Annotated in this window: 23 protein-coding genes; 18 read left to right on the forward strand and 5 right to left on the reverse strand. The window is 72.5% G+C overall.

From position 1 onward, the window contains the following. The first annotated feature begins 72 nt into the window (after positions 1-72). Together rplQ and AC1DPN_RS03365 are read left to right on the forward strand one after the other, a co-directional pair. Positions 73-594 carry a 50S ribosomal protein L17 gene (gene rplQ, locus AC1DPN_RS03360; protein WP_477083277.1) on the forward strand — a complete coding sequence of 174 codons (522 nt, stop codon included), beginning with the start codon at positions 73-75 and terminating at the stop codon, positions 592-594. A gap of 67 nt (positions 595-661) precedes the next feature. Next, entirely contained in the window at positions 662-1,390 is a 729-nt protein-coding gene (locus AC1DPN_RS03365) for an alpha/beta fold hydrolase (RefSeq protein WP_477083278.1), read from the forward strand. A gap of 48 nt (positions 1,391-1,438) precedes the next feature. On the opposite strand, the gene AC1DPN_RS03370 is transcribed toward AC1DPN_RS03365, so the two are convergent. Beyond that, positions 1,439-2,206: an ROK family protein gene (locus AC1DPN_RS03370; RefSeq protein ID WP_477083279.1), complete on the reverse strand. Its 768-nt coding sequence runs from the start codon at positions 2,204-2,206 to the stop codon at positions 1,439-1,441. A gap of 109 nt (positions 2,207-2,315) precedes the next feature. Between AC1DPN_RS03370 and truA the strand changes: the two genes are divergently transcribed. Further along, a complete protein-coding gene (gene truA / locus AC1DPN_RS03375; protein ID WP_477083280.1) occupies positions 2,316-3,230 on the forward strand; it encodes a tRNA pseudouridine(38-40) synthase TruA in 915 nt (304 codons plus the stop codon). A 21-nt stretch (positions 3,231-3,251) separates the two neighbouring features. Here truA and AC1DPN_RS03380 read toward each other — a convergent pair whose 3' ends face one another. Then, the gene (locus AC1DPN_RS03380) at positions 3,252-3,701 is read right to left on the reverse strand and encodes a DUF5709 domain-containing protein (RefSeq protein WP_477083281.1); all 450 of its coding nucleotides are present in this window, start codon (positions 3,699-3,701) and stop codon (positions 3,252-3,254) included. Positions 3,702-3,780: 79 nt separating this feature from the next. On the opposite strand from AC1DPN_RS03380, the gene AC1DPN_RS03385 reads away from it, so the two are divergent. Next, entirely contained in the window at positions 3,781-5,463 is a 1,683-nt protein-coding gene (locus AC1DPN_RS03385; RefSeq protein ID WP_477083282.1) for an ABC-F family ATP-binding cassette domain-containing protein, read from the forward strand. Here the strand turns inward: AC1DPN_RS03385 and AC1DPN_RS03390 are convergent, their stop codons facing one another. After that, positions 5,464-6,060, reverse strand: a complete 597-nt coding sequence (locus AC1DPN_RS03390; protein WP_477083283.1) for a LysE/ArgO family amino acid transporter — start codon at positions 6,058-6,060, stop codon at positions 5,464-5,466. A gap of 71 nt (positions 6,061-6,131) precedes the next feature. Here AC1DPN_RS03390 and AC1DPN_RS03395 point away from each other — a divergent pair, with 71 nt between their 5' ends. The 8 genes from AC1DPN_RS03395 to AC1DPN_RS03430 all read left to right on the forward strand — a co-directional run bounded on the left by AC1DPN_RS03395 (position 6,132) and on the right by AC1DPN_RS03430 (position 12,911). Next, positions 6,132-7,064: a LysR family transcriptional regulator ArgP gene (locus tag AC1DPN_RS03395; RefSeq protein ID WP_477083284.1), complete on the forward strand. Its 933-nt coding sequence runs from the start codon at positions 6,132-6,134 to the stop codon at positions 7,062-7,064. A 258-nt stretch (positions 7,065-7,322) separates the two neighbouring features. Next, positions 7,323-7,772 carry a 50S ribosomal protein L13 gene (rplM, locus tag AC1DPN_RS03400; protein ID WP_477083285.1) on the forward strand — a complete coding sequence of 150 codons (450 nt, stop codon included), beginning with the start codon at positions 7,323-7,325 and terminating at the stop codon, positions 7,770-7,772. A 38-nt stretch (positions 7,773-7,810) separates the two neighbouring features. Beyond that, positions 7,811-8,299, forward strand: a complete 489-nt coding sequence (gene rpsI, locus AC1DPN_RS03405; protein ID WP_456844719.1) for a 30S ribosomal protein S9 — start codon at positions 7,811-7,813, stop codon at positions 8,297-8,299. Between the two features lie 130 nt (positions 8,300-8,429). Further along, a complete protein-coding gene (glmM, locus tag AC1DPN_RS03410) occupies positions 8,430-9,779 on the forward strand; it encodes a phosphoglucosamine mutase (protein ID WP_477083286.1) in 1,350 nt (449 codons plus the stop codon). A 34-nt stretch (positions 9,780-9,813) separates the two neighbouring features. Then, a complete protein-coding gene (locus tag AC1DPN_RS03415; RefSeq protein WP_477083287.1) occupies positions 9,814-10,500 on the forward strand; it encodes a peptide deformylase in 687 nt (228 codons plus the stop codon). Positions 10,501-10,662: 162 nt separating this feature from the next. Beyond that, on the forward strand, positions 10,663-11,334 hold the full coding sequence (locus AC1DPN_RS03420) for a DedA family protein (RefSeq protein WP_477083288.1): 672 nt from the start codon (positions 10,663-10,665) through the stop codon (positions 11,332-11,334). A gap of 111 nt (positions 11,335-11,445) precedes the next feature. Next, positions 11,446-12,180: a DedA family protein gene (locus tag AC1DPN_RS03425; RefSeq protein WP_477083289.1), complete on the forward strand. Its 735-nt coding sequence runs from the start codon at positions 11,446-11,448 to the stop codon at positions 12,178-12,180. A 146-nt stretch (positions 12,181-12,326) separates the two neighbouring features. Continuing rightward, positions 12,327-12,911 carry a hypothetical protein gene (locus AC1DPN_RS03430; protein ID WP_477083290.1) on the forward strand — a complete coding sequence of 195 codons (585 nt, stop codon included), beginning with the start codon at positions 12,327-12,329 and terminating at the stop codon, positions 12,909-12,911. Between the two features lie 3 nt (positions 12,912-12,914). Here the strand turns inward: AC1DPN_RS03430 and coaA are convergent, their stop codons facing one another. Next, entirely contained in the window at positions 12,915-13,865 is a 951-nt protein-coding gene (coaA, locus tag AC1DPN_RS03435; RefSeq protein ID WP_477083291.1) for a type I pantothenate kinase, read from the reverse strand. Positions 13,866-13,919: 54 nt separating this feature from the next. On the opposite strand from coaA, the gene glmS reads away from it, so the two are divergent. Together glmS and AC1DPN_RS03445 are read left to right on the forward strand one after the other, a co-directional pair. Beyond that, positions 13,920-15,776 (forward strand): glutamine--fructose-6-phosphate transaminase (isomerizing), encoded by a 1,857-nt coding sequence (glmS, locus tag AC1DPN_RS03440; protein ID WP_477083292.1) that lies wholly within the window; start codon positions 13,920-13,922, stop codon positions 15,774-15,776. After that, positions 15,773-16,126: a holo-ACP synthase gene (locus AC1DPN_RS03445; protein ID WP_477083293.1), complete on the forward strand. Its 354-nt coding sequence runs from the start codon at positions 15,773-15,775 to the stop codon at positions 16,124-16,126. The genes glmS and AC1DPN_RS03445 overlap by 4 nt, the downstream gene beginning before the upstream one ends. 23 nt (positions 16,127-16,149) lie before the next feature. On the opposite strand, the gene AC1DPN_RS03450 is transcribed toward AC1DPN_RS03445, so the two are convergent. Then, positions 16,150-17,136 carry an LLM class F420-dependent oxidoreductase gene (locus tag AC1DPN_RS03450; RefSeq protein WP_477083294.1) on the reverse strand — a complete coding sequence of 329 codons (987 nt, stop codon included), beginning with the start codon at positions 17,134-17,136 and terminating at the stop codon, positions 16,150-16,152. A gap of 87 nt (positions 17,137-17,223) precedes the next feature. Between AC1DPN_RS03450 and AC1DPN_RS03455 the strand changes: the two genes are divergently transcribed. Genes AC1DPN_RS03455 through tsaE form a run of 4 tightly spaced genes read left to right on the forward strand, consistent with a single transcriptional unit; the run spans position 17,224 to position 20,960 of the window. Next, positions 17,224-18,672: a bifunctional ADP-dependent NAD(P)H-hydrate dehydratase/NAD(P)H-hydrate epimerase gene (locus AC1DPN_RS03455; protein ID WP_477083295.1), complete on the forward strand. Its 1,449-nt coding sequence runs from the start codon at positions 17,224-17,226 to the stop codon at positions 18,670-18,672. Continuing rightward, on the forward strand, positions 18,669-19,277 hold the full coding sequence (locus AC1DPN_RS03460) for a nucleoside/nucleotide kinase family protein (RefSeq protein ID WP_477083296.1): 609 nt from the start codon (positions 18,669-18,671) through the stop codon (positions 19,275-19,277). The genes AC1DPN_RS03455 and AC1DPN_RS03460 overlap by 4 nt, the downstream gene beginning before the upstream one ends. A gap of 22 nt (positions 19,278-19,299) precedes the next feature. After that, positions 19,300-20,463 carry an alanine racemase gene (gene alr, locus AC1DPN_RS03465; RefSeq protein ID WP_477083297.1) on the forward strand — a complete coding sequence of 388 codons (1,164 nt, stop codon included), beginning with the start codon at positions 19,300-19,302 and terminating at the stop codon, positions 20,461-20,463. Further along, complete coding sequence (gene tsaE, locus AC1DPN_RS03470) at positions 20,460-20,960, forward strand: tRNA (adenosine(37)-N6)-threonylcarbamoyltransferase complex ATPase subunit type 1 TsaE (RefSeq protein WP_477083298.1); 501 nt, start codon at positions 20,460-20,462, stop codon at positions 20,958-20,960. The genes alr and tsaE overlap by 4 nt, the downstream gene beginning before the upstream one ends. Position 20,961 lies beyond the last annotated feature (1 nt).

Here is a 20,961-nt window from a genome sequence, read left to right on the forward strand (position 1 = left end):
GCCGGGGACACCACAGGCCGGCTCGCGCCGGCCTGCTGGTAGCCCATCACTGGAACTCAAGGAGTAATAACCATGCCTACGCCCACCAAGGGTCCCCGGCTCGGTGGCGGACCGGCGCACGAGCGGCTGATCCTCGCGAACCTCGCGACGGCACTGTTCGAGCACAAGCGCATCACGACGACCGAGACGAAGGCCAAGCGCCTGCGTCCGCTCGCCGAGCGCCTCATCACGTTCGCCAAGCGTGGTGACCTGCACGCCCGCCGCCGCGTGATGACCGTCGTCAAGGACAAGTCCGTCGTGCACGTGCTCTTCACCGAGATCGCTCCGGCCGTGGCCGAGCGTCAGGGTGGCTACACGCGCATCACCAAGATCGGCCCCCGCAAGGGCGACAACGCCCCGATGGCCGTCATCGAGCTCGTGCTCGAGCCGCTCTCCCCGAAGCAGGCCGTCGTGAAGGAGGCCACCAAGGCCGCCGCGAAGGCTGCGCCGAAGGCGAAGGCCGAGCCCAAGGTCGAGGACGCTCCCGTCGAGGACGCCCCGGTCGAGGACGCTCCCGTCGACGAGACGGACGCACCCGAGGCCGACAAGGCCTGACGCAGTCCACGAGAGGGCCCGGAACCGCACTGGTTCCGGGCCCTCTGGCATGCCTAGAGTCGCGAGCATGAGCCTGCCTGTGGTCCTGCTGCACGGTCTGCGGTCGTCGCGGACCATGTGGCGCGCGCAGCTGGAGGCGCTGGAACGAGCCGGTCGCCAGGCGGTCGCGGTGGACCTGCCCGGGCACGGAGCCCGGCTCGGTGAGCCGTTCACGCTGGACGAGTCGGTGGCGACGGTGGCGCGGGCGGTCGACGAGCTCGGGGGTCGCGCGTTCGTCGTGGGGCTGTCGTTGGGTGGCTACGTCGCGATCCGGCACGCAGCGACCCACCCGCAGCAGGTGGGCGGGCTGCTCGCGGCGTCGTGCTCGACGCGCCCGCACCGGATCCTGCTGGCGGGCTGGGCGTTCGGCGCGCGGTACATCGTCCGGCTGCCCGACGGTGGGGCGCGCCTCAACCAGTTCTTCGTCGACCTCGTGCTACCGCGCCAGGGGGCGATCGATGCGGGGGCCGGCGGCTTCGCGCTGGACGTCACGGACGACGTGCTGCGCGAGATGGCGACGGCCACGCCGCTGCACGACCTCGCCCTGGTGCAGGCGCCGGTGTGGCTGGTCAACGGACGGCTGGACCACTTCCGCGGTGAAGAGCGGCGATTCCTCGCGGCGTGCCAGGACGGGCGGCTGGTCGTGGTGCCGGGTGCGTCGCACCTGGTGAACCTGGTGCAGCCGGCCCGCTTCACGCGCGTGCTGCTCGAGGCACTGGCCGAGGTCGACGACCGGGTGGCTGCCGCAGCTCGGTGACGTGCGCCCCCGACGCCGTAGGGGGTGCGGCGGCGAGGGTCGGGACCGTCAGCGGTCGAGCGACCAGGCCCGGACGCCGCCGACGATGCCCGCCTGGTTCGGCACCACGACGACGTCGTCGCCCAGCTTGGCGAGCACCTGGGGGGTCACCTGCCGGGCGTTGCCGCCGCCGAGGTAGAGGCGGTCCCACCAGAACACCGGCCGCAGGCCGTCGACCACGCGCCGCACGCGTCGCGACCACAGGCCGTCGCCGAGCCGCGACCGCTCGACCTGGCCGATGTAGACGTCGTACGACGTGCCCCAGCGGACCGGCGCGTGCGAGAGCTCCAGGTGCGGCGCGAGGCGGCCACCGTCGAAGAGCGCCGAGCCGAGCCCGGTGCCGAGCGTGAGCACCAGCTCGATGCCCGTCCCGGAGATGACCCCTGCGCCGTGGACCTCCGCGTCGTTCAGGACGAGGGTCGGCAGGCCGAGCCGCGCCTCGACCTTGGCGCGGATGTCACACCCGGACCACGCGGCGACCAGGTCCGGGTCGACCGCGCTGCGAGGGCCGCTCCGGGTGACGTAGTGAGGGGTCGCGACGACGACCCCGTGCCGGACCATGCCCGGCATCCCGACCGTCACCCGGTCCGCCGCCGGCAGCCCTGCCGCGATGTCGGCGATCGTCGCGACGAGCCGGTCGGGGTGCAGCGGGTACGGCGTCGGCACGCGGACAGCCGGCGCGTGCAACGTGCCGGCGGCGTCGAGCACCGACGCCTTGATCCCCCCGCCGCCGCAGTCGACGGCGAGCGTGAACAGGTCCTCGATGCTCTTCGGCACGGCCCCACGGTAGCGACCCCGGCCGCGGACCACGCACGCCGTGCCACCGGGCGCGACCCGCGGACCGCCACGACGGGAGAGCGACGCGCGGCGACTAGCGTGTGGACCCGTGAGTGCGACCTCTGACAACGGCACCGCGGCCGTGGTGCGGCTGCGACTGGACCTTGCCTACGACGGGACCGAGTTCGCGGGATGGGCCGTCCAACCCGGTCTGCGGACCGTCCAGGGGATCCTGGAGGACGCGCTGGCCATGGTTCTGCGGACCGACGGTCCGCCGCGGGTCACCGTGGCAGGGCGGACCGACTCCGGCGTGCACGCGCGCGGCCAGGCGGCCCACGTCGACATCCCGGTCGACCTGCTCGAGCGGTCACGCGGCCGGGCTGAACGGCCAGTGGCCGAGGCGCTCCTGACCCGTCTGGGCGGGGTCCTGCCGACCGATCTCGTCGTGCACGCGGTCACGCACGCCCCGGAGGGTTTCGACGCCCGGTTCTCAGCCCTCAGCAGGCGGTACACCTACCGGATCTGCGACGACTCGGCCCGCCGCGACCCGCTCTCGCGCGCTCACGTGCTGTGGCACCGGCGCCCGCTGGACATGGAGGCGATGGACCGCGCCGGGATCCCGCTGCAGGGACGCCACGACTTCGCGTCCTACTGCAAGCCGCGACCGGGTGCCACGACGATCCGCACGCTGGAGGTGTTCCGTTGGTCCAGGCCGCTCGACGGGCCGGACGCCGGGCTCGTCGTGGCGACCGTCCAGGCCGACGCGTTCTGCCACTCGATGGTGCGCACCCTCGTCGGCGCGAGCATGGCCGTGGGGGAAGGCCGACGGGACGTCGGCTGGCCGGCTCAGCTGCTGGCGGCGAGGAGCCGGCTCGCGGGCGCGCACGTGGTGCCGGCGCACGGCCTCACCCTCGAGGAGGTGGGCTATCCGCCGGCAGACGAGATGGGCGTGCGGGCCTCGCAGACGCGGGCTCGCCGTGAGGCGCACGACGTGGACACGAGCCCCGTGGGGTGCTGCGGGTAAGGGGTGCCCGAACTCAGAGCGTCAGAGCTCGTCGTCGTCGTCGTGGTACCGACGGTCGTCGACGTACTCCTCGGCGATGAGGTGGACCGCGGCCTCCTCGGCGCTCGCCGCGCCGCCCGAGATCCCGGCGTCGATGGCGAACCCGTCGGTGCCGCCGGCCTCGACCGCGCCGTCGTCCTCGACCAGGCGGCCCGCCCGGAACTGCTCACGGTCGTCGAGAGGACGCTCGCGCGCCTCCCAGACCTCGGGCTCCTCCTGGCCGATGCGCTGGTCGATCGTCTCGCGGTGCGCTTCCTCCCACGGCGTCTCGCCGTAGTGGTTGGACCGCGGCCGCAGGGGGACCGAGTAGCCCTCGTCCAGCAGGTCGTCGACGCCGCGGTCCAGCAGCGTGTCCTCGCTGGACAGCTGGTCGGTGTCGCCCTCGCTGTCGAGCTCGGGGTCGCTGCTGGTGCCGGAGGTGTCGTAGCTCATGCTCCGACCTTCGCACCGCTGCAGCCCAGACGCCAGTATTGCGGTGCTGCGTGGCGCGACGCCAAGGGACACTGGTCGCATGGGTCACCTCGACATCGGCGGGATCGGCTACGTGCTGTCCGACGGCCGGCCTCTCCTCGACGACGTCACGTTCCGGGTCGCTGACGGCGCGCGCGTCGCCCTCGTCGGGCCCAACGGCGCGGGCAAGACCACGCTGCTGCGGATCGTCGCGGGCGACGAGAGCCCGCACGCTGGGTCGGTCGGGCGCAGCGGTGGCCTCGGGATCATGCGGCAGGACATCGGCCGGATCAACGACGACCGCTCGATCCGCGACCTGCTGGCGTCGCTGGCCGTGGCGTCGGTGCGGGACGCCGCCGTCGAGCTCAGCGCCGCCGAGATCGCGATCATGGAGACCGACGACGAGCCGTCGCAGATGCGGTACGCGCAGGCGCTCGTCGACTGGGCCGACGTCGGGGGCTACGAGGCCGAGGCCGGCTGGGACCGGGTGACCGACGCCGTGCTGAGCATCCCGTTCGAGCAGGCGCAGCACCGCGAGGTGCGGTCGCTGTCCGGCGGCGAGCAGAAGCGCCTGGTCCTCGAGGCGCTGCTGCGTGGGCCCGACGAGGTCCTGCTGCTCGACGAGCCCGACAACGCGCTCGACGTGCCCACCAAGCGGTGGCTCGAGGAGAAGCTGCGGGCGTCGAACAAGACGGTCCTGTTCGTCAGCCACGACCGGGAGATGCTCGCCAACGTCGCGACGCAGGTGGCCACGCTGGAACCGGGCGTCATGGGCGCGACCGTCTGGGTGCACGGGGGCGGCTTCGGCACGTACCACCAGGCCCGGGAGGACCGGCGCTCGCGGCTGGAGGAGCTGCTGAGGCGCTGGGAGGAGGAGCACGCCAAGCTCAAGGAGCTCGTGCTCACCCTGAAGACGAAGTCGGCGTTCAACGACGGTCTGGCGTCGCGCTACCAGGCCGCCCAGACCCGCCTGCGCAAGTTCGAGGAGGCCGGTCCGCCCACGCTGCTCGCGCGTGAGCAGAACGTGCGCGTGCGCCTGCACGGCGGCCGGACGGCCAAGCGAGCGATCGTCGCGACGGGCCTGGAGCTGACGGGCCTCATGAAGCCGTTCGACCTCGAGGTCTGGTTCGGCGAGCGCGTGGCCGTGCTCGGCTCCAACGGCTCCGGCAAGTCGCACTTCCTGCGGCTGCTGGCCGCGGGCGGCAGCGACCCGAGCCCCGAGCACGAGCCCGCCGACGACACCCCCGTGGCTCCCGTGAAGCACACGGGCCGCGTGGTGCTCGGACCGCGCGTGCGTCCGGGCTGGTTCGCACAGAACCACGGCCACCCCGAGCTCGTCGGCCGGACACTGCTCGAGATCCTGAACCGTGGGGACGGTCACCGCTCGGGCATCGGTCGTGAGCAGGCGTCCAAGGCGCTCGACCGGTACGAGCTCGTCGCGGCCGCCGAGCAGCGGTACGAGACCCTCTCCGGCGGGCAGCAGGCGCGGCTGCAGATCCTCCTGCTCGAGCTCGGGGGAGCGACGCTGCTGCTCCTCGACGAGCCCACCGACAACCTCGACCTGCACTCCGCCGAGGCGCTGGAGACGGGCCTGGCCGCGTTCGAGGGGACGGTCCTGGCCGTCACCCACGACCGCTGGTTCACGCGGACGTTCGACAGGTTCCTCGTCTTCGGTGCGGACGGCGACGTGATCGAGACGCCGGAGCCCGTCTGGGACGCGGGACGCGTGGGGCGGGCTCGGTAGTCACAGCACCAGGAGGACGGCGAGCGTCGCCATGACGACGCCGATGATCACGTCGAGGACCTGCCACGACCGCGGGCGCGCGAACACGGGGCGCAGGAAGGCGGCGCCGAACCCGAGCGCCGTGAACCACGTGATGCTTGCCAGGACGGCGCCGAACCCGAACGCCCACGCGCCCGGGTCGTGCTGGTGCGCGAGCGACCCGAGGAGCACCACGGTGTCGAGGTACACGTGCGGGTTGAGGAACGTGAGTGCCAGGCAGGTGGTCAGCACCGCCGACAGGCTGGCCGGTCCAGCGGACGCCGGGTCCAGGACCTCCGGGCGGCGTGCGCGGCGGAAGGCGCCGACGGCGAGGACGAGCAGGAACGCGGCACCGCCGTACCGGGTGACCGTCAGGACGGCCGGGTGGTTCGTGATGAGCGCGCCCAGGCCCGCGATGCCCGCCGTGATGAGCACGGCGTCAGCCGTCGCGCAGACGGCCACGACCGGCAGGACGTGCTCGCGGCGGATCCCCTGGCGCAGTACGAAGGCGTTCTGGGCGCCGATGGCCACGATCAAGGTCATCGATGTGAGGAAGCCGGCGAGGGCAGCGGGGAACATGTCGGCGACGCTAGACGGCCGCCATGATGAAGGCCAGTTAATGATTCTGTAGAACCGTTAGGATCATTCACATGGCGTTCGATCCTGACCAGCTGAGTGCCCTCGCGGCGGTCGTCCACGAGGGCAGCTTCGACGCGGCCGCGCAGCGCCTGCACATCACCCCGTCGGCCGTGAGTCAACGTGTCAAGGCCCTAGAGCTGCAGGTGGGACGCGTATTGGTGCTCCGGACACGCCCGTGCCGGCCGACCGACGACGGCGAGGTGCTGCTCCGTCTGGCGGGTCAGGTGGAGCTGCTCGGCCGCGACGCGATGGGTCAGCTGATGCCCGCTGCGGGGGCGGTCCGTGCGGGTGGGGCGTCGCGACGCCTCCCCGTCGCCGTCAACGACGACTCGATGTCCACGTGGTTCCCCGCCGCGGTCGCCGACCTCCCGCCGGACGTCCTGCTCGACCTGCGACGCGAGGACCAGGACCTGTCCGCCGGCCTCCTGCGTGACGGGACCGTGATGGCCGCGGTCACCGCGGACCCGCGCGCGGTGCAGGGCTGCCGCGTCCGACGCCTCGGCGCCATGCGGTACCTGGCCGTCGCAGCGCCGCACCGCAGGGACCGCTGGTTCGGCGACGGGCTGACCGCCGAGGCGTTCGCGACGGCGCCCCTGCTGGCCTTCAACAGGGAGGATGGCCTGCAGGAACGCTTCGTCGCCGCCGTTGTCGGCAGGCGCACTGTGACGCCGATGGTCCACTACGTACCGTCCCAGTCGGCGTTCGTCGGGCTGGTCGAGGCGGGGCTCGGCTGGGGGATGGTGCCCGAGGTCGCCGCGCGTGACGCGATCGAGCGCGGCTCGTTGGTCGAGGTGCGTGCGGGCAGGACGCTCGACGTCCCGCTCTACTGGCAGCACTGGGCGCTGCGCACCCCGACGCTCGACGACCTGACGGACCGGGTCGTCAAGGCCGCATCCGTGGCCCTCCGACCCGTGCGGCGGCACGGACCGCCGACGGCGGCGTGATGCAGCAGCGGATGGCGCGGACTGTGTGATCAACCGCGTTTTGACCCCTCACCGGAGCGGCCGGTAACCTAGTGAGTCGTTGTGCGTCCCCGTTCGAGCGGCCTAGTGCCAACCGGTGTACTCAGCACCGAGCAGAACGGCAGGACCGGTGCGTTCCCGCTCGCCGTCCGGATGCCATACGAGAGTTCTCATCGGCGGACCCGCACCCTGCGGAGTTCCGCCGCGACAAGATTCGTATCGAAACGAAGGCTGACGACCGTGCGTACGTACACCCCGAAGCCCGGCGACGTCGAGCGGAACTGGTACGTCATCGACGCGAGCGATGTCGTCCTGGGCCGCCTGGCCACTCATGTGGCCACGTTGCTGCGCGGCAAGCACAAGGCGACCTTTGCTCCGCACGTCGACGGCGGTGACTTCGTCATCGTCATCAACGCGGAGAAGGTTGCTCTGACCGGCAACAAGCGCGAGAACAAGCTCGCGTACAGCCACTCCGGATACCCGGGTGGTCTGCGCGCCGTGGCCTACTCCGACCTCCTGGAGAAGCACCCCGAGCGCGCGATCGAGAAGGCAGTGCGCGGCATGCTCCCCAAGAGCTCGCTCGCACGCCAGCAGCTCACCAAGCTCAAGGTCTACGCCGGCGCGGAGCACCCGCACGCGGCGCAGCAGCCGAAGCCCTTCGAGATCACCCAGGTTTCTCAGCAGGCGTGAGCCGGCTGAGCGCAGAGAACAAGGACGCGAGGAAACCAGTGGCAGAGACCACGGTCGACATCGACCTCGAGGGCGATGACACCCCCACCAGCTACACCTCCGAGACGGTTGCCCCCACCGGGCGCGGTCTGAGCAACGTGGCCCCGGCCAACGCGCTCGGTCGCCGCAAGGAGGCCATCGCGCGAGTGCGCCTGGTCCCCGGCACCGGCCAGTGGAAGGTCAACGGGCGCACGCTCGAGGACTACTTCCCCAACAAGGTGCACCAGCAGCTCGTCAACTCCCCGTTCAAGCTGGTCGACGTGGAGGGCCGCTTCGACGTGGTCGCCCGCATCACCGGTGGTGGCGTGAGCGGCCAGGCAGGCGCGCTGCGCCTGGGCATCGCCCGTGCGCTCAACGCGATCGACGAGGAGCACAACCGCCCGGCCCTCAAGAAGGCTGGCTTCCTGACCCGCGACGCACGCGTCGTGGAGCGCAAGAAGGCCGGTCTCAAGAAGGCCCGCAAGGCACCGCAGTACTCGAAGCGCTGATCTTCGCTCTTCAGGCCGATGGCCCCGCAGGTCTCACGACCAGCGGGGCCATCGGCATGTCTGCGACCATCTACGCGGGGCTCGGTGGGTTCGTTCCCGGGCCTCGCGACGACAAAGGAGTCTGACCACCATGGGGCAGCTTTTCGGAACAGACGGCGTGCGTGGGCTCGCCAACCGGGACGTCACCGCCGAGCTGGCGCTCGACCTCTCGGTCGCGGCCGCACACGTGCTCGGCTCGCTCGGGCAGTTCGAGGGTCACCGGCCGCGGGCGATCGTCGGACGTGACTCGCGCGCCTCGGGGGAGTTCCTCGCCGCTGCGGTCTCCGCCGGGCTCGCGTCGGCGGGCGTCGACGTGAACAACGTCGGAGTGCTGCCCACGCCGGCGGTCGCGTTCCTGACCGCTGCGCTGGGCGTCGACATCGGTGTGGTGCTCTCCGCGTCGCACAACCCCATGCCGGACAACGGCATCAAGTTCCTCGCGCGCGGCGGGCACAAGCTCGACGACGAGCTGGAGGCGGCCATCGAGGCGCGCATGGGTGAGGACTGGCAGCGGCCGCTCGGCGGCGACGTCGGCCGCATCCGTGTCGACACCGGGCGCGCAGGCGAGCAATACGTCGAGCACCTCGTCGGCACGATCGACGCCCCGCTGACCGGCCTGCGCATCGCGGTCGACTGCGCGAACGGTGCCGCCAGCGAGGTGGGTCCGGCGGCGCTGCGGGCCGCGGGTGCCGACGTCGTCGTCATCAACGCCTCGCCCGACGGCCGCAACATCAACGAGAAGTGCGGCTCGACCCACCCCGAGCAGCTGCAGGCGGCCGTCGTCGCCTCGGGTGCGGACCTGGGGGTCGCGTTCGACGGCGACGCCGACCGCTGCCTGGCCGTCGACGCGTCGGGCGTGCTCGTGGACGGCGATCAGATCATGGGGATCCTCGCGATCGCCATGAAGGACCGCGGCGACCTGGTGGACGACACTCTGGTCACCACCGTGATGAGCAACCTCGGCCTGAAGATCGCGATGACCGAGGCCGGGATCGCGACGATCGACACCGCGGTCGGCGACCGGTACGTGCTCGAGGCGATGCGCGCGGGTGGGTACACGCTCGGCGGCGAGCAGTCCGGGCACATCATCATGGCGGCGCACGCGACAACGGGGGACGGCGTCCTGACCGCCCTGCAGCTGGCCGCGCGGGTCGCGGCGACGGGCGAGCCCATCGCGAAGCTGGCCGGTGTGGTCCGGCGGCTCCCGCAGACGCTGGTCAACGTGCCCGGCGTCGACAAGGGCCGTGCGGACAAGGACGGTGCGCTGCTCGACGCCGTCCGGATGGCCGAGGCCGGGCTGGGCAGCACCGGTCGGGTGCTGCTCCGGTCGTCGGGCACCGAGAACCTCGTGCGGGTCATGGTCGAGGCGGGCACGCAGGCGGAGGCCGACCGGGTCGCGCACGAGCTGGCCGGCGTGGTGCGCGACCGGCTGGCCCTGTGAGCGTGCCGGACGGGCTCGCCCGCGGGACCGTGTCGTGACCGTCCCGGACGGCCCGCGCCACTCGGGACCGGAATGGGACCAGGCACTGCGGGACACCGCCCTGTGGATCATCGACGCGGGCACCCGTGACGAGCGGGGCATCGCCCCCATCGTGCAGGCCGGGCACCCGGCGCTGCGGGCCGTCGCCACCCCGTACGACGCGCAGCTGTCGGACGAGGAGCTCACGGCGCTGCTCGACGTCATGCACCGGACGATGCGTGCGGCACCCGGCGTCGGGCTCGCCGCGCCGCAGCTCGGCCTGCCGCTCGCGATCGCGGTGCTGGAGGACCCCGGCACCACGTCGGACGAGCACGCGGCCGTGCGTGAGCGCGAGCCGTTGCCGTACCGCGTGCTGGTGAACCCGTCGCACGAGCCCGTCGGCCCCGTGCGGGCGTCGTTCTACGAGGGCTGCCTCAGCGTCGTCGGCTACACCGCCGTCGTCGCGCGGGCGCAGCACGTGCACCTGACGGGGTTCGACGAGCGCGGTGCGGCGGTCGACGAGGAGGTCACGGGCTGGTCGGCCCGGATCGTCCAGCACGAGACGGACCACCTGAGCGGCACGCTCTACCTGGACCGCGCCGAGCTGCGCTCTCTGGCGACGACGGACGGCTTCGGCGCGCGCTGGGCTGCCGAGCCTCGACCCGCGGGCGCGAGCCACGCGCTCGGCTTCCCGATCGACTGAGCGATCGCGGGCCGGTCGTGCGGGGGCTGGCCCCCTGATCCGCGTGGGCTGGCCACCAGGGTAGAACCGGGGGCATCCCCCATGTCGGGACGAGCAGCGGCCGCCTAGCGTCGAGTGCGGAGGCGAGCCGGTCCGGCCGCCCGACGCCGGAGGTGCCTGGTGGTGGAAGCGTGGGCCGTGGCCCTGGCAGCGTCGCCGTGGATCTTCCTCGTCGTGTTCCTGTTCGCTGCCGTCGACGGGTTCTTCCCGCCGATCCCCAGCGAGTCCGCCGTCATCGCGCTCGCGGCTCTCGGGCTCTCCCAGGGCACCCCGAACGTGTGGCTCCTGATGCTGGTCGCAGCACTCGGCGCGTTCACGGGCGACCAGATCGCCTACCGGATCGGCTGCAGGGTCAAGGGCCGCGAGCCGAGGGTCCTGAGGTCGGGACGCGCTCAGAGCGGTGTCCGGCGGGCCGAGGACGTCCTCGCGCGACGGGGTGCCTCCTTCATCATCGCCGCGCGGTTCGTCCCGGTGGCACGCGTCGCGGTGAACATGACCGCCGGGGCTGTGGGCTACCCGCGGCGCCGGTTCGTCGGGCTCGCGGCGATCGCCTCGGCGTCGTGGGCGGTGTACGCAGCGCTGATCGGCATCGGGGCGGGCGCCTGGTTCGGCAGCCACACGATGCTGGGGATCGCGGTCGGCGTGGTCGGGGGTGTCGCCCTGGGCGTCGTGATCGACCAGGTGCTGCGCAGGGTCACGGACATCGCCTCCGAGCGTCGAGGGCCAGTCCCCGTGCCCGCGGAGCGCGAGCGTGAGCTGGTGGGTGCCGGGGCGGGCGCCCGTGAAGGGGCATGAGCCGAGCCTCGAGCCGTCCGCGATACCGGGCACGTATCAGGGCGGCTTACCGTTGAGACCTACAACCGGTCGCACGAGGCGGCCGATGCGCGTACCGGAGGGGGGAGTCAGATGATCGAAGCATGGGCGATGGCCCTGGTGGGCTCCCCGTGGATCTTCGTCGTCCTCTACCTCTTCGCGATGGTCGACGGCTTCTTCCCGCCGATCCCGAGCGAGTCGCTGGTGATCGCGCTCGCGGCGGTGGCGATCTCGAGCGGTGAGCCGAACATCTGGCTCGTCATGCTCGCGGCAGCTCTCGGTGCGTTCACGGGTGACCAGATCGCGTACCAGATCGGCACCAAGGTCAAGGTCAGGCAGCTCAGGGTGCTGAGCTCGGCCCGCGGGCAGGCCGCGATCGACTGGGCGGAGCACACCCTCGCGAAGCGGGGGGCCGCGTTCATCATCGCTGCCCGGTACGTGCCGGTCGGCCGGGTCGCCGTGAACATGACCGCGGGTGCCGTGGGGTACCCGCGCCGACGGTTCGTCGGGCTCACCGCGATCGCCGCCGTGACCTGGGCCGCGTACGCCGCGCTCATCGGCATCGGGGCTGGCGCGTGGCTCGGTGACAACATGTTCGTCGCCGTGGCCGTCGGCGTGGTCGGTGGCATCACGCTCGGCGTCATCATCGACTGGGTCATGCGGCGATTCACGCACCCGACCAGCCCCGACGCGACGACCGCGTCCGACGGCCCGACCGCGCCCGCGGCGACCGACCCAACCCCGGAGCCGGGCACCGACCCGGTCGTCGAGCTCGCCACCGCACCGCGTCCGGTCACGGGACGCTCACGATCGGACCCCGCGGCCTAACGATCCGGTCTCGCCCGGTCACTGGGCCCATGACCGCGGTTACTCTCGAAGAGTGCCGGCGGTGATGACGGCGCTCCCATCCTCGTCAGACACCCGTGGGGGTGCGCCGCGGCATGGGTTCTCCAGGGCCGGCGGTGGCGAGAGGTATGAGCGCGATGGGCGTGCGGACGAGGTGGGCGGCGCTCCTCGTGCTGCCCGCGACCCTCGTCCTGACGGCCTGCAGCGCGGGCACGGACGCCTCCGCGGGCGCCTCTGACAGCACACCCACCGCGATCGTCGCCCCCGCCGCGGACTGCCTGTCTCCGGCCGTCCTGAGGGACCTGGGCCTCATGCCCGCGTCCACCACCGGTGCCGAGAGCAGCGAGACCTCGACGCCCGAGGCGGGAGCGGTGCCCGAGGACTTCGTGCCGGTCAGCGTCGTCGTCTGCACACCGGACGGCTCGCTGCACGACGCGTCGGGCACCTGGCTCGCGCTGACGGCCAGCCATCGTGAGGGCGACCTCGAGGCCCTCGTCGCAGCTCTTGCCGCGCCCTCGGCCGAGCGTGGCGGGACGTGCAGCTCCGCACAGGTCGACGCGCCCGCGCTCTGGCTCGTCGACGCCCTCGGGCGGGCGATGCGACCGACGTGGCCGACCGACCGCTGCGGGTCGCCCAGCACGCGCGTGACCCGGGCGCTGGCAGCGCTCGAGGAGACCGACAGCGAGAAGTACCCGGTCCAGGACGCGGGGTAGGGCTCAGAGCTTGCGCAGCCGGACCCGTTCCACCGCATGGTCGCTGCCCTTGGTCAGCACCAGCGTGGCGCGGCTCCGGGTGGGCAGGATGTTCTGCAGGAGGTTGGGCTCGTTGATCGAGTCCCAGATCCCTTCGGCGCGCTCGACGGCCTCGTCGTCGGTGAGCGCCGCGTACCGGTGGAAGTACGACTCGGGTCGCGCGAACGCGGTCTGCCGCAGCGCCAGGAACCGGTCGACGTACCAGCGACGGACGTCGACGGTGCGAGCGTCGACGTAGATCGAGAAGTCGAAGAAGTCGCTCACCGCGAGGTTCGACGTGCCCTCGGCGGTCGGCCTGGCGGGCTGGAGCACGTTGAGGCCCTCGACGATCAGCACGTCGGGGCGGTTCACCACGATCTCGCGCCCCGGGAGGATGTCGTAGGTCAGGTGGTCGTACACCGGCGCGCGGACCTCGGGGCGTCCGGCCTTGACCTTGGAGACGAACCGGAGCAGCGCCCGGCGGTCGTACGACTCCGGGAAGCCCTTGCGCTCCATCAGCCCGCGGCGCTCGAGCTCGGCGTTGGAGTAGAGGAAGCCGTCCGTGGTGATGAGCTGGACCCGCGGCGTGGCGGGCCACCGGGCCAGCAGCTCGCGCAGCAGACGAGCCGTCGTCGACTTGCCGACGGCGACGGAGCCGGCGACGCCGATCACGAACGGTGTCCCGCCGACGTCCTCGCGCAGGAACGTGCTCGACGCGGCGTGCAGCCCGCGGGTCGCCTCGATGTGCAGGTCGAGCAGCCGGGAGATCGGGCGGTAGACGACGTCCACCTCGGCGAGGTCGATGGGGTCGCCGAGGCCGGCGAGGCGATCGACGTCGGCGTCGGTGAGAGGCAGGGGCGTCGAGGCGGAGAGGCGTGCCCACGCGTCGCGATCGAGGTCGACGTACGGGGTCGCCGGACTGAGCGAGGGTGGCACGGGACGATTGTGCCCGAGCCGGGGCCTCCGGGGCGCGCCGGTAGACTCGCGGCCATGTGCGGAATCGTCGGGTACGTCGGAAGCCAGGTCGCCAGCGATCGTCCGTTGGACGTGGTGCTCGAGGGGCTGCGGAGGCTGGAGTACCGCGGCTACGACTCCGCGGGCGTCGCGCTGGTGAGTCCCGAGGGTCGGCTCGCGACCGCCAAGAAGGCCGGAAAGCTGGCCAACCTGGTCGAGGAGCTCGACCTGCACCCCCTGCCGTCGTCGACCGCGGCGATCGGCCACACGCGCTGGGCGACGCACGGCGGACCCACCGACGTGAACGCCCACCCGCACGTCGCCGGCAAGCTCGCGGTCATCCACAACGGCATCGTCGAGAACTTCGCCACGCTCAAGGCCGAGCTCGTCGGCGAGGGCGTCGAGTTCCTCTCCGAGACCGACACGGAGGTCGCCGCGCAGCTCATCGCACGCGCCTACACGCAGACCGGTGACCTGACGGCGGCCATGACCGCCGTCGCCCGCACGCTGCACGGCACCTTCACGCTGCTCGCCGTCCACGAGGACGCCCCCGACGTCGTCGTCGGTGCACGGCACGACTCCCCGCTGGTCGTCGGGCTGGGCGAGGGCGAGAACTTCCTGGGGTCCGACGTCGCCGCGTTCATCTCGCACACGCGGGAGGCCCTGGAGCTGGGTCAGGACCAGGTGGTCACCATCACGCCGGGCGCCGTCGTCGTCACCGGGTTCGACGGGCAGCCCGCGGACGCACGCCGCTACACCGTCGACTGGGACGCGGCCGCCGCCGAGAAGGGTGGCTTCAAGTCCTTCATGGACAAGGAGATCCACGACCAGCCCCAGGCCGTATTGGACACCCTGCTGGGCCGCACCGACGCACGGGGTCGCCTCGTGCTCGACGAGGTCCGGATCGACGAGTCGGTGCTGCGGACCGTCGACAAGATCATCGTCGTCGCCTGCGGCACCGCCGCCTACGCCGGGCACGTGGCCAAGTACGCGATCGAGCACTGGTGCCGGATCCCCGTGGAGGTCGAGCTCGCGCACGAGTTCCGCTACCGCGACCCGGTGGTCAACGAGCGCACGCTCGTCGTCGCGGTGTCGCAGTCGGGCGAGACGATGGACACCCTCATGGCCGTGCGGCACGCGCGCGAGCAGGGCGCCAAGGTGCTCGCCCTGGTCAACACGCACGGCTCGACGATCCCGCGCGAGTCCGACGCGGTCCTCTACACCCACGCCGGTCCGGAGATCGCCGTCGCCTCCACCAAGGCCTTCCTCGCGCAGATCACCGCCGCCTACCTGCTGGGCCTCTACCTCGCGCAGCTGCGCGGCAACAAGTACGCCGACGAGGTCGCCGCGATCCTGGCCGAGCTGCGCGAGATGCCGGACAAGATCCAGCAGGTCCTCGACCGCGCCGACCGCGTGCGGGAGACCGCCCGGTCGATGGTGGACACGACGTCGGTGCTCTTCCTCGGGCGGCACGTCGGCTTCCCGGTCGCCATGGAGGGTGCGCTCAAGCTCAAGGAGCTCGCGTACATCCACGCCGAAGGGTTCGCGGCGGGCGAGCTCAAGCACGGGCCGATCGCGCTCATCGAGGAGGGACAGCCGGTGTTCGTCATCGTCCCCTCGCCGCGCGGCCGCGACTCGCTGCACTCGAAGGTCGTCTCGAACATCCAGGAGATCCGCGCGCGGGGAGCCCGCACGCTCGTGATCGCGGAGGACGGCGACGAGGCCGTGCGTCCGTACGCCGACGAGGTGTTCTACGTGCCGAAGACCTCCACCCTGCTCGCTCCGCTGCTGGCGGTGGTGCCGCTGCAGATCTTCGCGTGCGAGCTGGCCACGGCGAAGGGGCTCGACGTCGACCAGCCGCGCAACCTGGCGAAGTCGGTCACGGTCGAGTGATCGTCGGCGTGGGCATCGACGTCGTCGACGTGGCCCGGTTCGTGGCGACGCTGCACCGAGTCCCGGCTTTACGGGAACGGTTGTTCACGCCCGAGGAGCGCGAGATGCCCGAGACGTCGCTGGCGGCGCGGTTCGCGGTCAAGGAGGCGATCGCCAAGGCGCTCGGCGCTCCGCCCGGGATGAGCTGGCAGGACGCGACCGTGCGCCGGGTCGCAGGGGCGCAGCCCGTGGTCGAGGTCGTCGGTACCGTCGCGGCCGCAGCCGCCGCGGCGGGTGTGGACCGGTTCCACCTGTCGATCTCGCACGACGCGGGCATCGCGTCGGCGGTCGTCGTCGCGGAACGTGACTGAGGCCGGGCCGATCGGCCCGGGGCTCAGCGCAGCGCCGGGATGACCTGCGTCTCGAACAGCTCGATGCCCGTGCGGTCGTAGGCGGCCTCGAGGAAGTACGTGATCGCGTACCCGAGCCCGAGGGCCTTCAGGGCACCGAGCTTCTCGACGACCTGCTCGGGCGTGCCGACGAGCGGGCCGTTCCGCAGGCTCTCGGCCAGCTCGGCGGCCCTCGACGGCACGGTGTTGGACAGGTGCTCCTCGGCCCAGGCGATGCGGTCGTCGACGTCGGCCTCCGTCTCCCCGATGACGACGTTGTAGTTGGCCGAGCGCGTGATCTCGTCGAACGGACGGCCGATCTCCTGGCAGTGGCCACGCAGGACCTCGGACTTGTGCGCGAAGCCCTCGGGCGCGCCGTCGAAGTTCGTGTACTGCGCGTGCTCGGCGGCGATCCGGAGGGTCTTCTGCTCGCCGCCGCCGGCGATCCACAGCGGTGGGCCGTCGACCTGCAGGGGGAGCGGGGCGAGCTGCGCACCGTCGACCTGGTAGTACCGCCCGTCCAGGGTCGCGGTGCCGTTCGTCCAGAGCTGCTTGAAGATCTGCACGCCCTCGTCGAGCATCCCGATCCGCTCGCCCGCGCGCGGGAAGCCGTACCCGTACGCGCGCCACTCGTGCTCGTACCAGCCGGCGCCGATGCCCATCTCGACCCGACCGCCCGAGATGATGTCGGCGGTCGCTGCGACCTTGGCCAGGTAGGCGGGGTTCCGGTACGCCATGCAGGTGCACATCTGGCCGAGGCGGACGCGGCTGGTGGACGCCGCGAACGCGTTCATCAGGCTCCATGCCTCGTGCGTCGCCTCACCGTTGGGCTCGGGCGTCGAGTGGAAGTGGTCGTAGACCCAGATGGACTCGTACGCGTCGCCCTCGTCCGCGTGTCGGGCGAGGCTGCTCATCACCTGCCAGTGGTCGCGTGGCTCGATGCCCGTGAGGTCCTGCCGCCAGCCCTGGGGGATGAAGAGTCCGAAGCGCATGGTCCGCACCGTACCTCCGGTGGTCGGGCCGGGCCACGTCGCTGGGACCGGGTCGCCCGTGCCTGCTGTGTCCGTCAGGATGGGCCTGTGCTGCAGTCGTGGACGTCGTCGCAGGTCCGAGCCGCCGAGGAGCCGTTGCTGGCTGCCGACGTGCCGCTCATGGCACGTGCCGCGTTCGCGCTGCACGTGCACGTGTGCGCCGCGCTCGTCGAGCTGCGCGGGCGTGTCGCCGGTGCGCGCGTGCTCGTGCTTGCCGGGTCGGGCAACAACGGAGGCGACGCCCTGTACGCGGGTGCTCTCCTGGCGCGGCGCGGGGTCGAGGTGCGTGCCGTCCTGGCGAGCGAGCGAGTCCACGCGGGCGGACTCGACGCGCTGGTGCGGGCCGGCGGGCGCGTCGTCCCGAACCCGGTCGCCACTGATCTCGTGCTCGACGGGCTGGTCGGCATCGGGGGAGACGGGTCGGGCCTGCGCGGTCGTGCCGCCGAGGTCGTCGAGGGCCTCGTCGGTGATCCGTACGTCGTCGCGGTCGACGTGCCGTCGGGCATCGGGGTCGACGACGGCGTGGCGTCCGGGACGGTCCTCGACGCCGACCTGACGGTGACCTTCGGCAGTGCGAAGCCCGGACTCCTGCTCCCTCCGGCCGCGCGGCGGGCGGGCGCGGTCGAGGTGGTCGACATCGGGCTCGCGCTGGACGGGCCCCCGGCGGTGGTCCGGCTCGAGCCCGAGGACGTCGCCGCCGTGTGGCCGGTGCCGACGGCGGACGCGCACAAGTACACGCGAGGCGTCGTCGGGGTGGTGGCCGGGTCGCGTGCGTATCCGGGGGCCGCGATCCTCACGACGAGTGCCGCGCTGCGTGCCGGCGTGGGGATGGTGCGCTACCTGGGCGACGTCGGCGAGCTCGTCGTGGCCAAGAATCCCGAGGTGGTCGTCGGCAACGGCCGGGTCCAGGCGTGGGTCTTCGGGCCGGGGGTCTCGACCGACGACGCGAGCCAGCGCCGTCGCATCGGGTACGCGTTCGAGCACGTGCTGGTCAAGGGCGAGCCCGCGGTGGTCGACGCGGGCGCGCTCGTGCTGCTGCCCGAGCGCGTCGGCCCGCACGCCGTCCTGACGCCGCACGCCGGAGAGCTGGCCGAGCTCCTGGCGGCGCGCGGCGAGGACGTCGACCGGGCCGCGGTGGAGGCCGAGCCCCTGCGCTGGGCGCGCCGGGCGCACGAGCTCACGGGCGCGACCGTGCTGCTCAAGGGCCCCGTGACGCTCGTCGTCGGGGCGAACGGTGCGACGTACGCCCAGGCCGACGCTCCGGCGTGGCTGTCGACGGCGGGTGCCGGAGACGTCCTGGCGGGACTGCTCGGGGCCCTGCTGGCCGCTCGGGTCGACGCCATCCACGAGGACGCGACCGTCGCGGCCGCGCTCGCAGCGACGGCGGCGATGGTCCACGGTCGCGCCGCGCACCGGGCGAACCCCGAGGGCCCGATCTCCGCGACGGCCGTCGTCGACGCCCTGCCGGGCACGATCGCGGAGCTGTTGCACGCGTGACGCCTGAGCTCCTCGCACGGCTCGAGGCCCTGCTGGCGACCGGCGAGCGGCGGCTCCTCGGGATCGTCGGCGCGCCCGGTGCGGGCAAGTCGACGCTCGCCGCACAGGTGGTCGCGGCCCTCGGTCCGCGGGCCGTCGTCGTCCCCATGGACGGCTTCCACCTGGCGCAGACGGAGCTCGAACGCATCGGCCGGGCCGAGCGCAAGGGTGCGCCGGACACCTTCGACGCCGCCGGGTTCGTGGCCCTGCTGACCCGCCTGCGGGTCGAGTCCGGCACGGTCTACGCGCCCGAGTACCGCCGCGACCTGCGCAACCCCGTCGCGGGCGCGATCGCGGTGCCCGCCGACGTCCCGCTGGTGGTCACCGAGGGGAACTACCTGCTGCTCGACGGCCACGGGTTCGGCCCGGTGGCCGCGCTGCTCGACGAGTCCTGGTTCGTCGCGCCCGACGACGAGGTGCGTCTCGCGCGGCTGGTCGCCCGGCACGAGGCCTTCGGGAAGTCGCCCGAGGCGGCGCGCGCGTGGTCCCACGGTCCCGACGAGAACAACGCGCGGCTCGTCGCGGCGACGGCCCACCGTGCGGACGTCGTCGTCACTGTCACCTGACGTCAGTGCGAGACTGGGCGGCGTGAGCCTGTTCCCCGCGCGCGCCGTCATCGATCTCGCGGCGATCCGCGGCAACGTCCGTTCGCTCGCCGCGCACGCCCCGACCGCTCAGGTGATGGCCGTCGTCAAGGCCGACGGCTACGGGCACGGGCTCGTCCCGTCCGCGCAGGCGGCACTCGCCGGCGGTGCCACGTGGCTGGGTACGGCGCAGGTCGGCGAGGCCCTCGAGCTGCGACGCGCGGGTCTGGCGGCGCCTCGGATCCTCACGTGGCTGTACGCCCCCGGAGCGCCGCTGCAGGAGGCCGTCGAGGCCGACATCGACCTCACGGTCTCGGCCGCCTGGGCGCTCGACGAGGTCGCCGACGCCGCGCGCGCCGCGGGTAGGACGGCCCGTGTCCAGCTCAAGGTGGACACGGGTCTGAGCCGCAACGGGCTCACGCCGTCGGACCTGTCCGAGCTCCTGCCGGCAATCCATCGTCTCGAGGCGGAGGGGGTGCTCGACGTCGTCGGCCTGTGGTCGCACCTGACCTATGCGGACGAGCCGACCCACCCGTCGGTCAAGCAGCAGTCGGTCGTGTTCGCCGAGGCCCTGGAGGTCGTCGAGGGCGCTGGGCTCCGGCTCGAGGTGCGACACCTGGCCAACTCGGCGGCGACGCTGACCAGCCCGGACACCCACTACGACCTGGTGCGCCCGGGGATCGCCGTCTACGGGCTGTCGCCCGTCCCGCAGCTCGGCGGCTCGGCCGAGTTCGGGCTGGTGCCCGCCATGACGGTCGAGGCGGAGCTCGCGAACGTCAAACATGTACCTGCGGGCACCGGCGTCTCGTACGCCCATGCCTACGTCACCCCTCGTGACACCGTGCTGGGCCTGGTGCCGCTCGGGTACGCGGACGGCATCCCGCGGCACGCGTCGGGCTCGCAGGACCGGGTGGGTGGTCCGATCCGCGTCGGCGGCCGCACCCTGGGCGTCGCAGGGCGGGTCTGCATGGACCAGGTGGTCGTCGACCTCGGGCCGGGCGCGAGCGAGGTCGCCGGTGACCGGGTCGAGCTGTTCGGCACGGGCGCCGACGGCGGTCCGACCGCGCAGGACTGGGCGGAGGCCGCCGGAACCATCTCCTACGAGATCGTCACGAGGCTCGGCGCACGTGTGCCGCGCGTGCACGTGGACAGCGAGGGCGAGGCATGACCGAGGTGCGACTTCCCGACGCCGAGGCGACCCGGGAGTTCGGCCGGGCGCTCGCGGGCGTGCTCCGGGCTGGGGACCTGGTCGTGCTCACGGGCGACCTCGGGGCGGGCAAGACGACGCTGACGCAGGGGATCGGGGCCGGGCTCTCCGTGCGCGGGCAGGTCGCGTCGCCGACGTTCGTGATCGCGCGCGTGCACCCGTCGCTGGCGAGCGGGCCCGCGCTCGTCCACGTGGACGCCTACCGGCTGGGATCTCTCGACGAGGTCGACGCGCTCGACCTCGACGCGAGCCTGGACGAGGCCGTCACAGTCGTCGAGTGGGGCGAGGGCTGGGTCGAGGGGCTGACGGACGACCGCCTGGAGGTCACGCTGCAGCGTCCGCGCGGCGGGGCGCTCGAGGACCTCGACGACGCTGCGACGGGGGAGCGGATCGTCACGCTGAACCCGGTCGGTGCGCGCTGGGCGGGCGTCGAGCTGCCCGGTTCGATGGCAGGCTGAG

Source organism: Cellulomonas sp. P4_H4 (genome assembly GCF_056400865.1).

Excerpts from the sequence above, each read along its gene's own strand:
- rplQ (WP_477083277.1), top strand. The coding sequence starts at position 73 with ATGCCTACGCCCACCAAGGGTCCCCGGCTCGGTGGCGGACCGGCGCAC.
- AC1DPN_RS03365 (WP_477083278.1), top strand. The coding sequence starts at position 662 with ATGAGCCTGCCTGTGGTCCTGCTGCACGGTCTGCGGTCGTCGCGGACC.
- AC1DPN_RS03380 (WP_477083281.1), bottom strand. The coding sequence starts at position 3,701 with ATGAGCTACGACACCTCCGGCACCAGCAGCGACCCCGAGCTCGACAGC.
- AC1DPN_RS03385 (WP_477083282.1), top strand. The coding sequence starts at position 3,781 with ATGGGTCACCTCGACATCGGCGGGATCGGCTACGTGCTGTCCGACGGC.
- AC1DPN_RS03390 (WP_477083283.1), bottom strand. The coding sequence starts at position 6,060 with ATGTTCCCCGCTGCCCTCGCCGGCTTCCTCACATCGATGACCTTGATC.
- AC1DPN_RS03395 (WP_477083284.1), top strand. The coding sequence starts at position 6,132 with ATGGCGTTCGATCCTGACCAGCTGAGTGCCCTCGCGGCGGTCGTCCAC.
- glmM (WP_477083286.1), top strand. The coding sequence starts at position 8,430 with ATGGGGCAGCTTTTCGGAACAGACGGCGTGCGTGGGCTCGCCAACCGG.
- AC1DPN_RS03425 (WP_477083289.1), top strand. The coding sequence starts at position 11,446 with ATGATCGAAGCATGGGCGATGGCCCTGGTGGGCTCCCCGTGGATCTTC.
- AC1DPN_RS03430 (WP_477083290.1), top strand. The coding sequence starts at position 12,327 with ATGAGCGCGATGGGCGTGCGGACGAGGTGGGCGGCGCTCCTCGTGCTG.
- glmS (WP_477083292.1), top strand. The coding sequence starts at position 13,920 with ATGTGCGGAATCGTCGGGTACGTCGGAAGCCAGGTCGCCAGCGATCGT.
- AC1DPN_RS03450 (WP_477083294.1), bottom strand. The coding sequence starts at position 17,136 with ATGCGCTTCGGACTCTTCATCCCCCAGGGCTGGCGGCAGGACCTCACG.
- tsaE (WP_477083298.1), top strand. The coding sequence starts at position 20,460 with ATGACCGAGGTGCGACTTCCCGACGCCGAGGCGACCCGGGAGTTCGGC.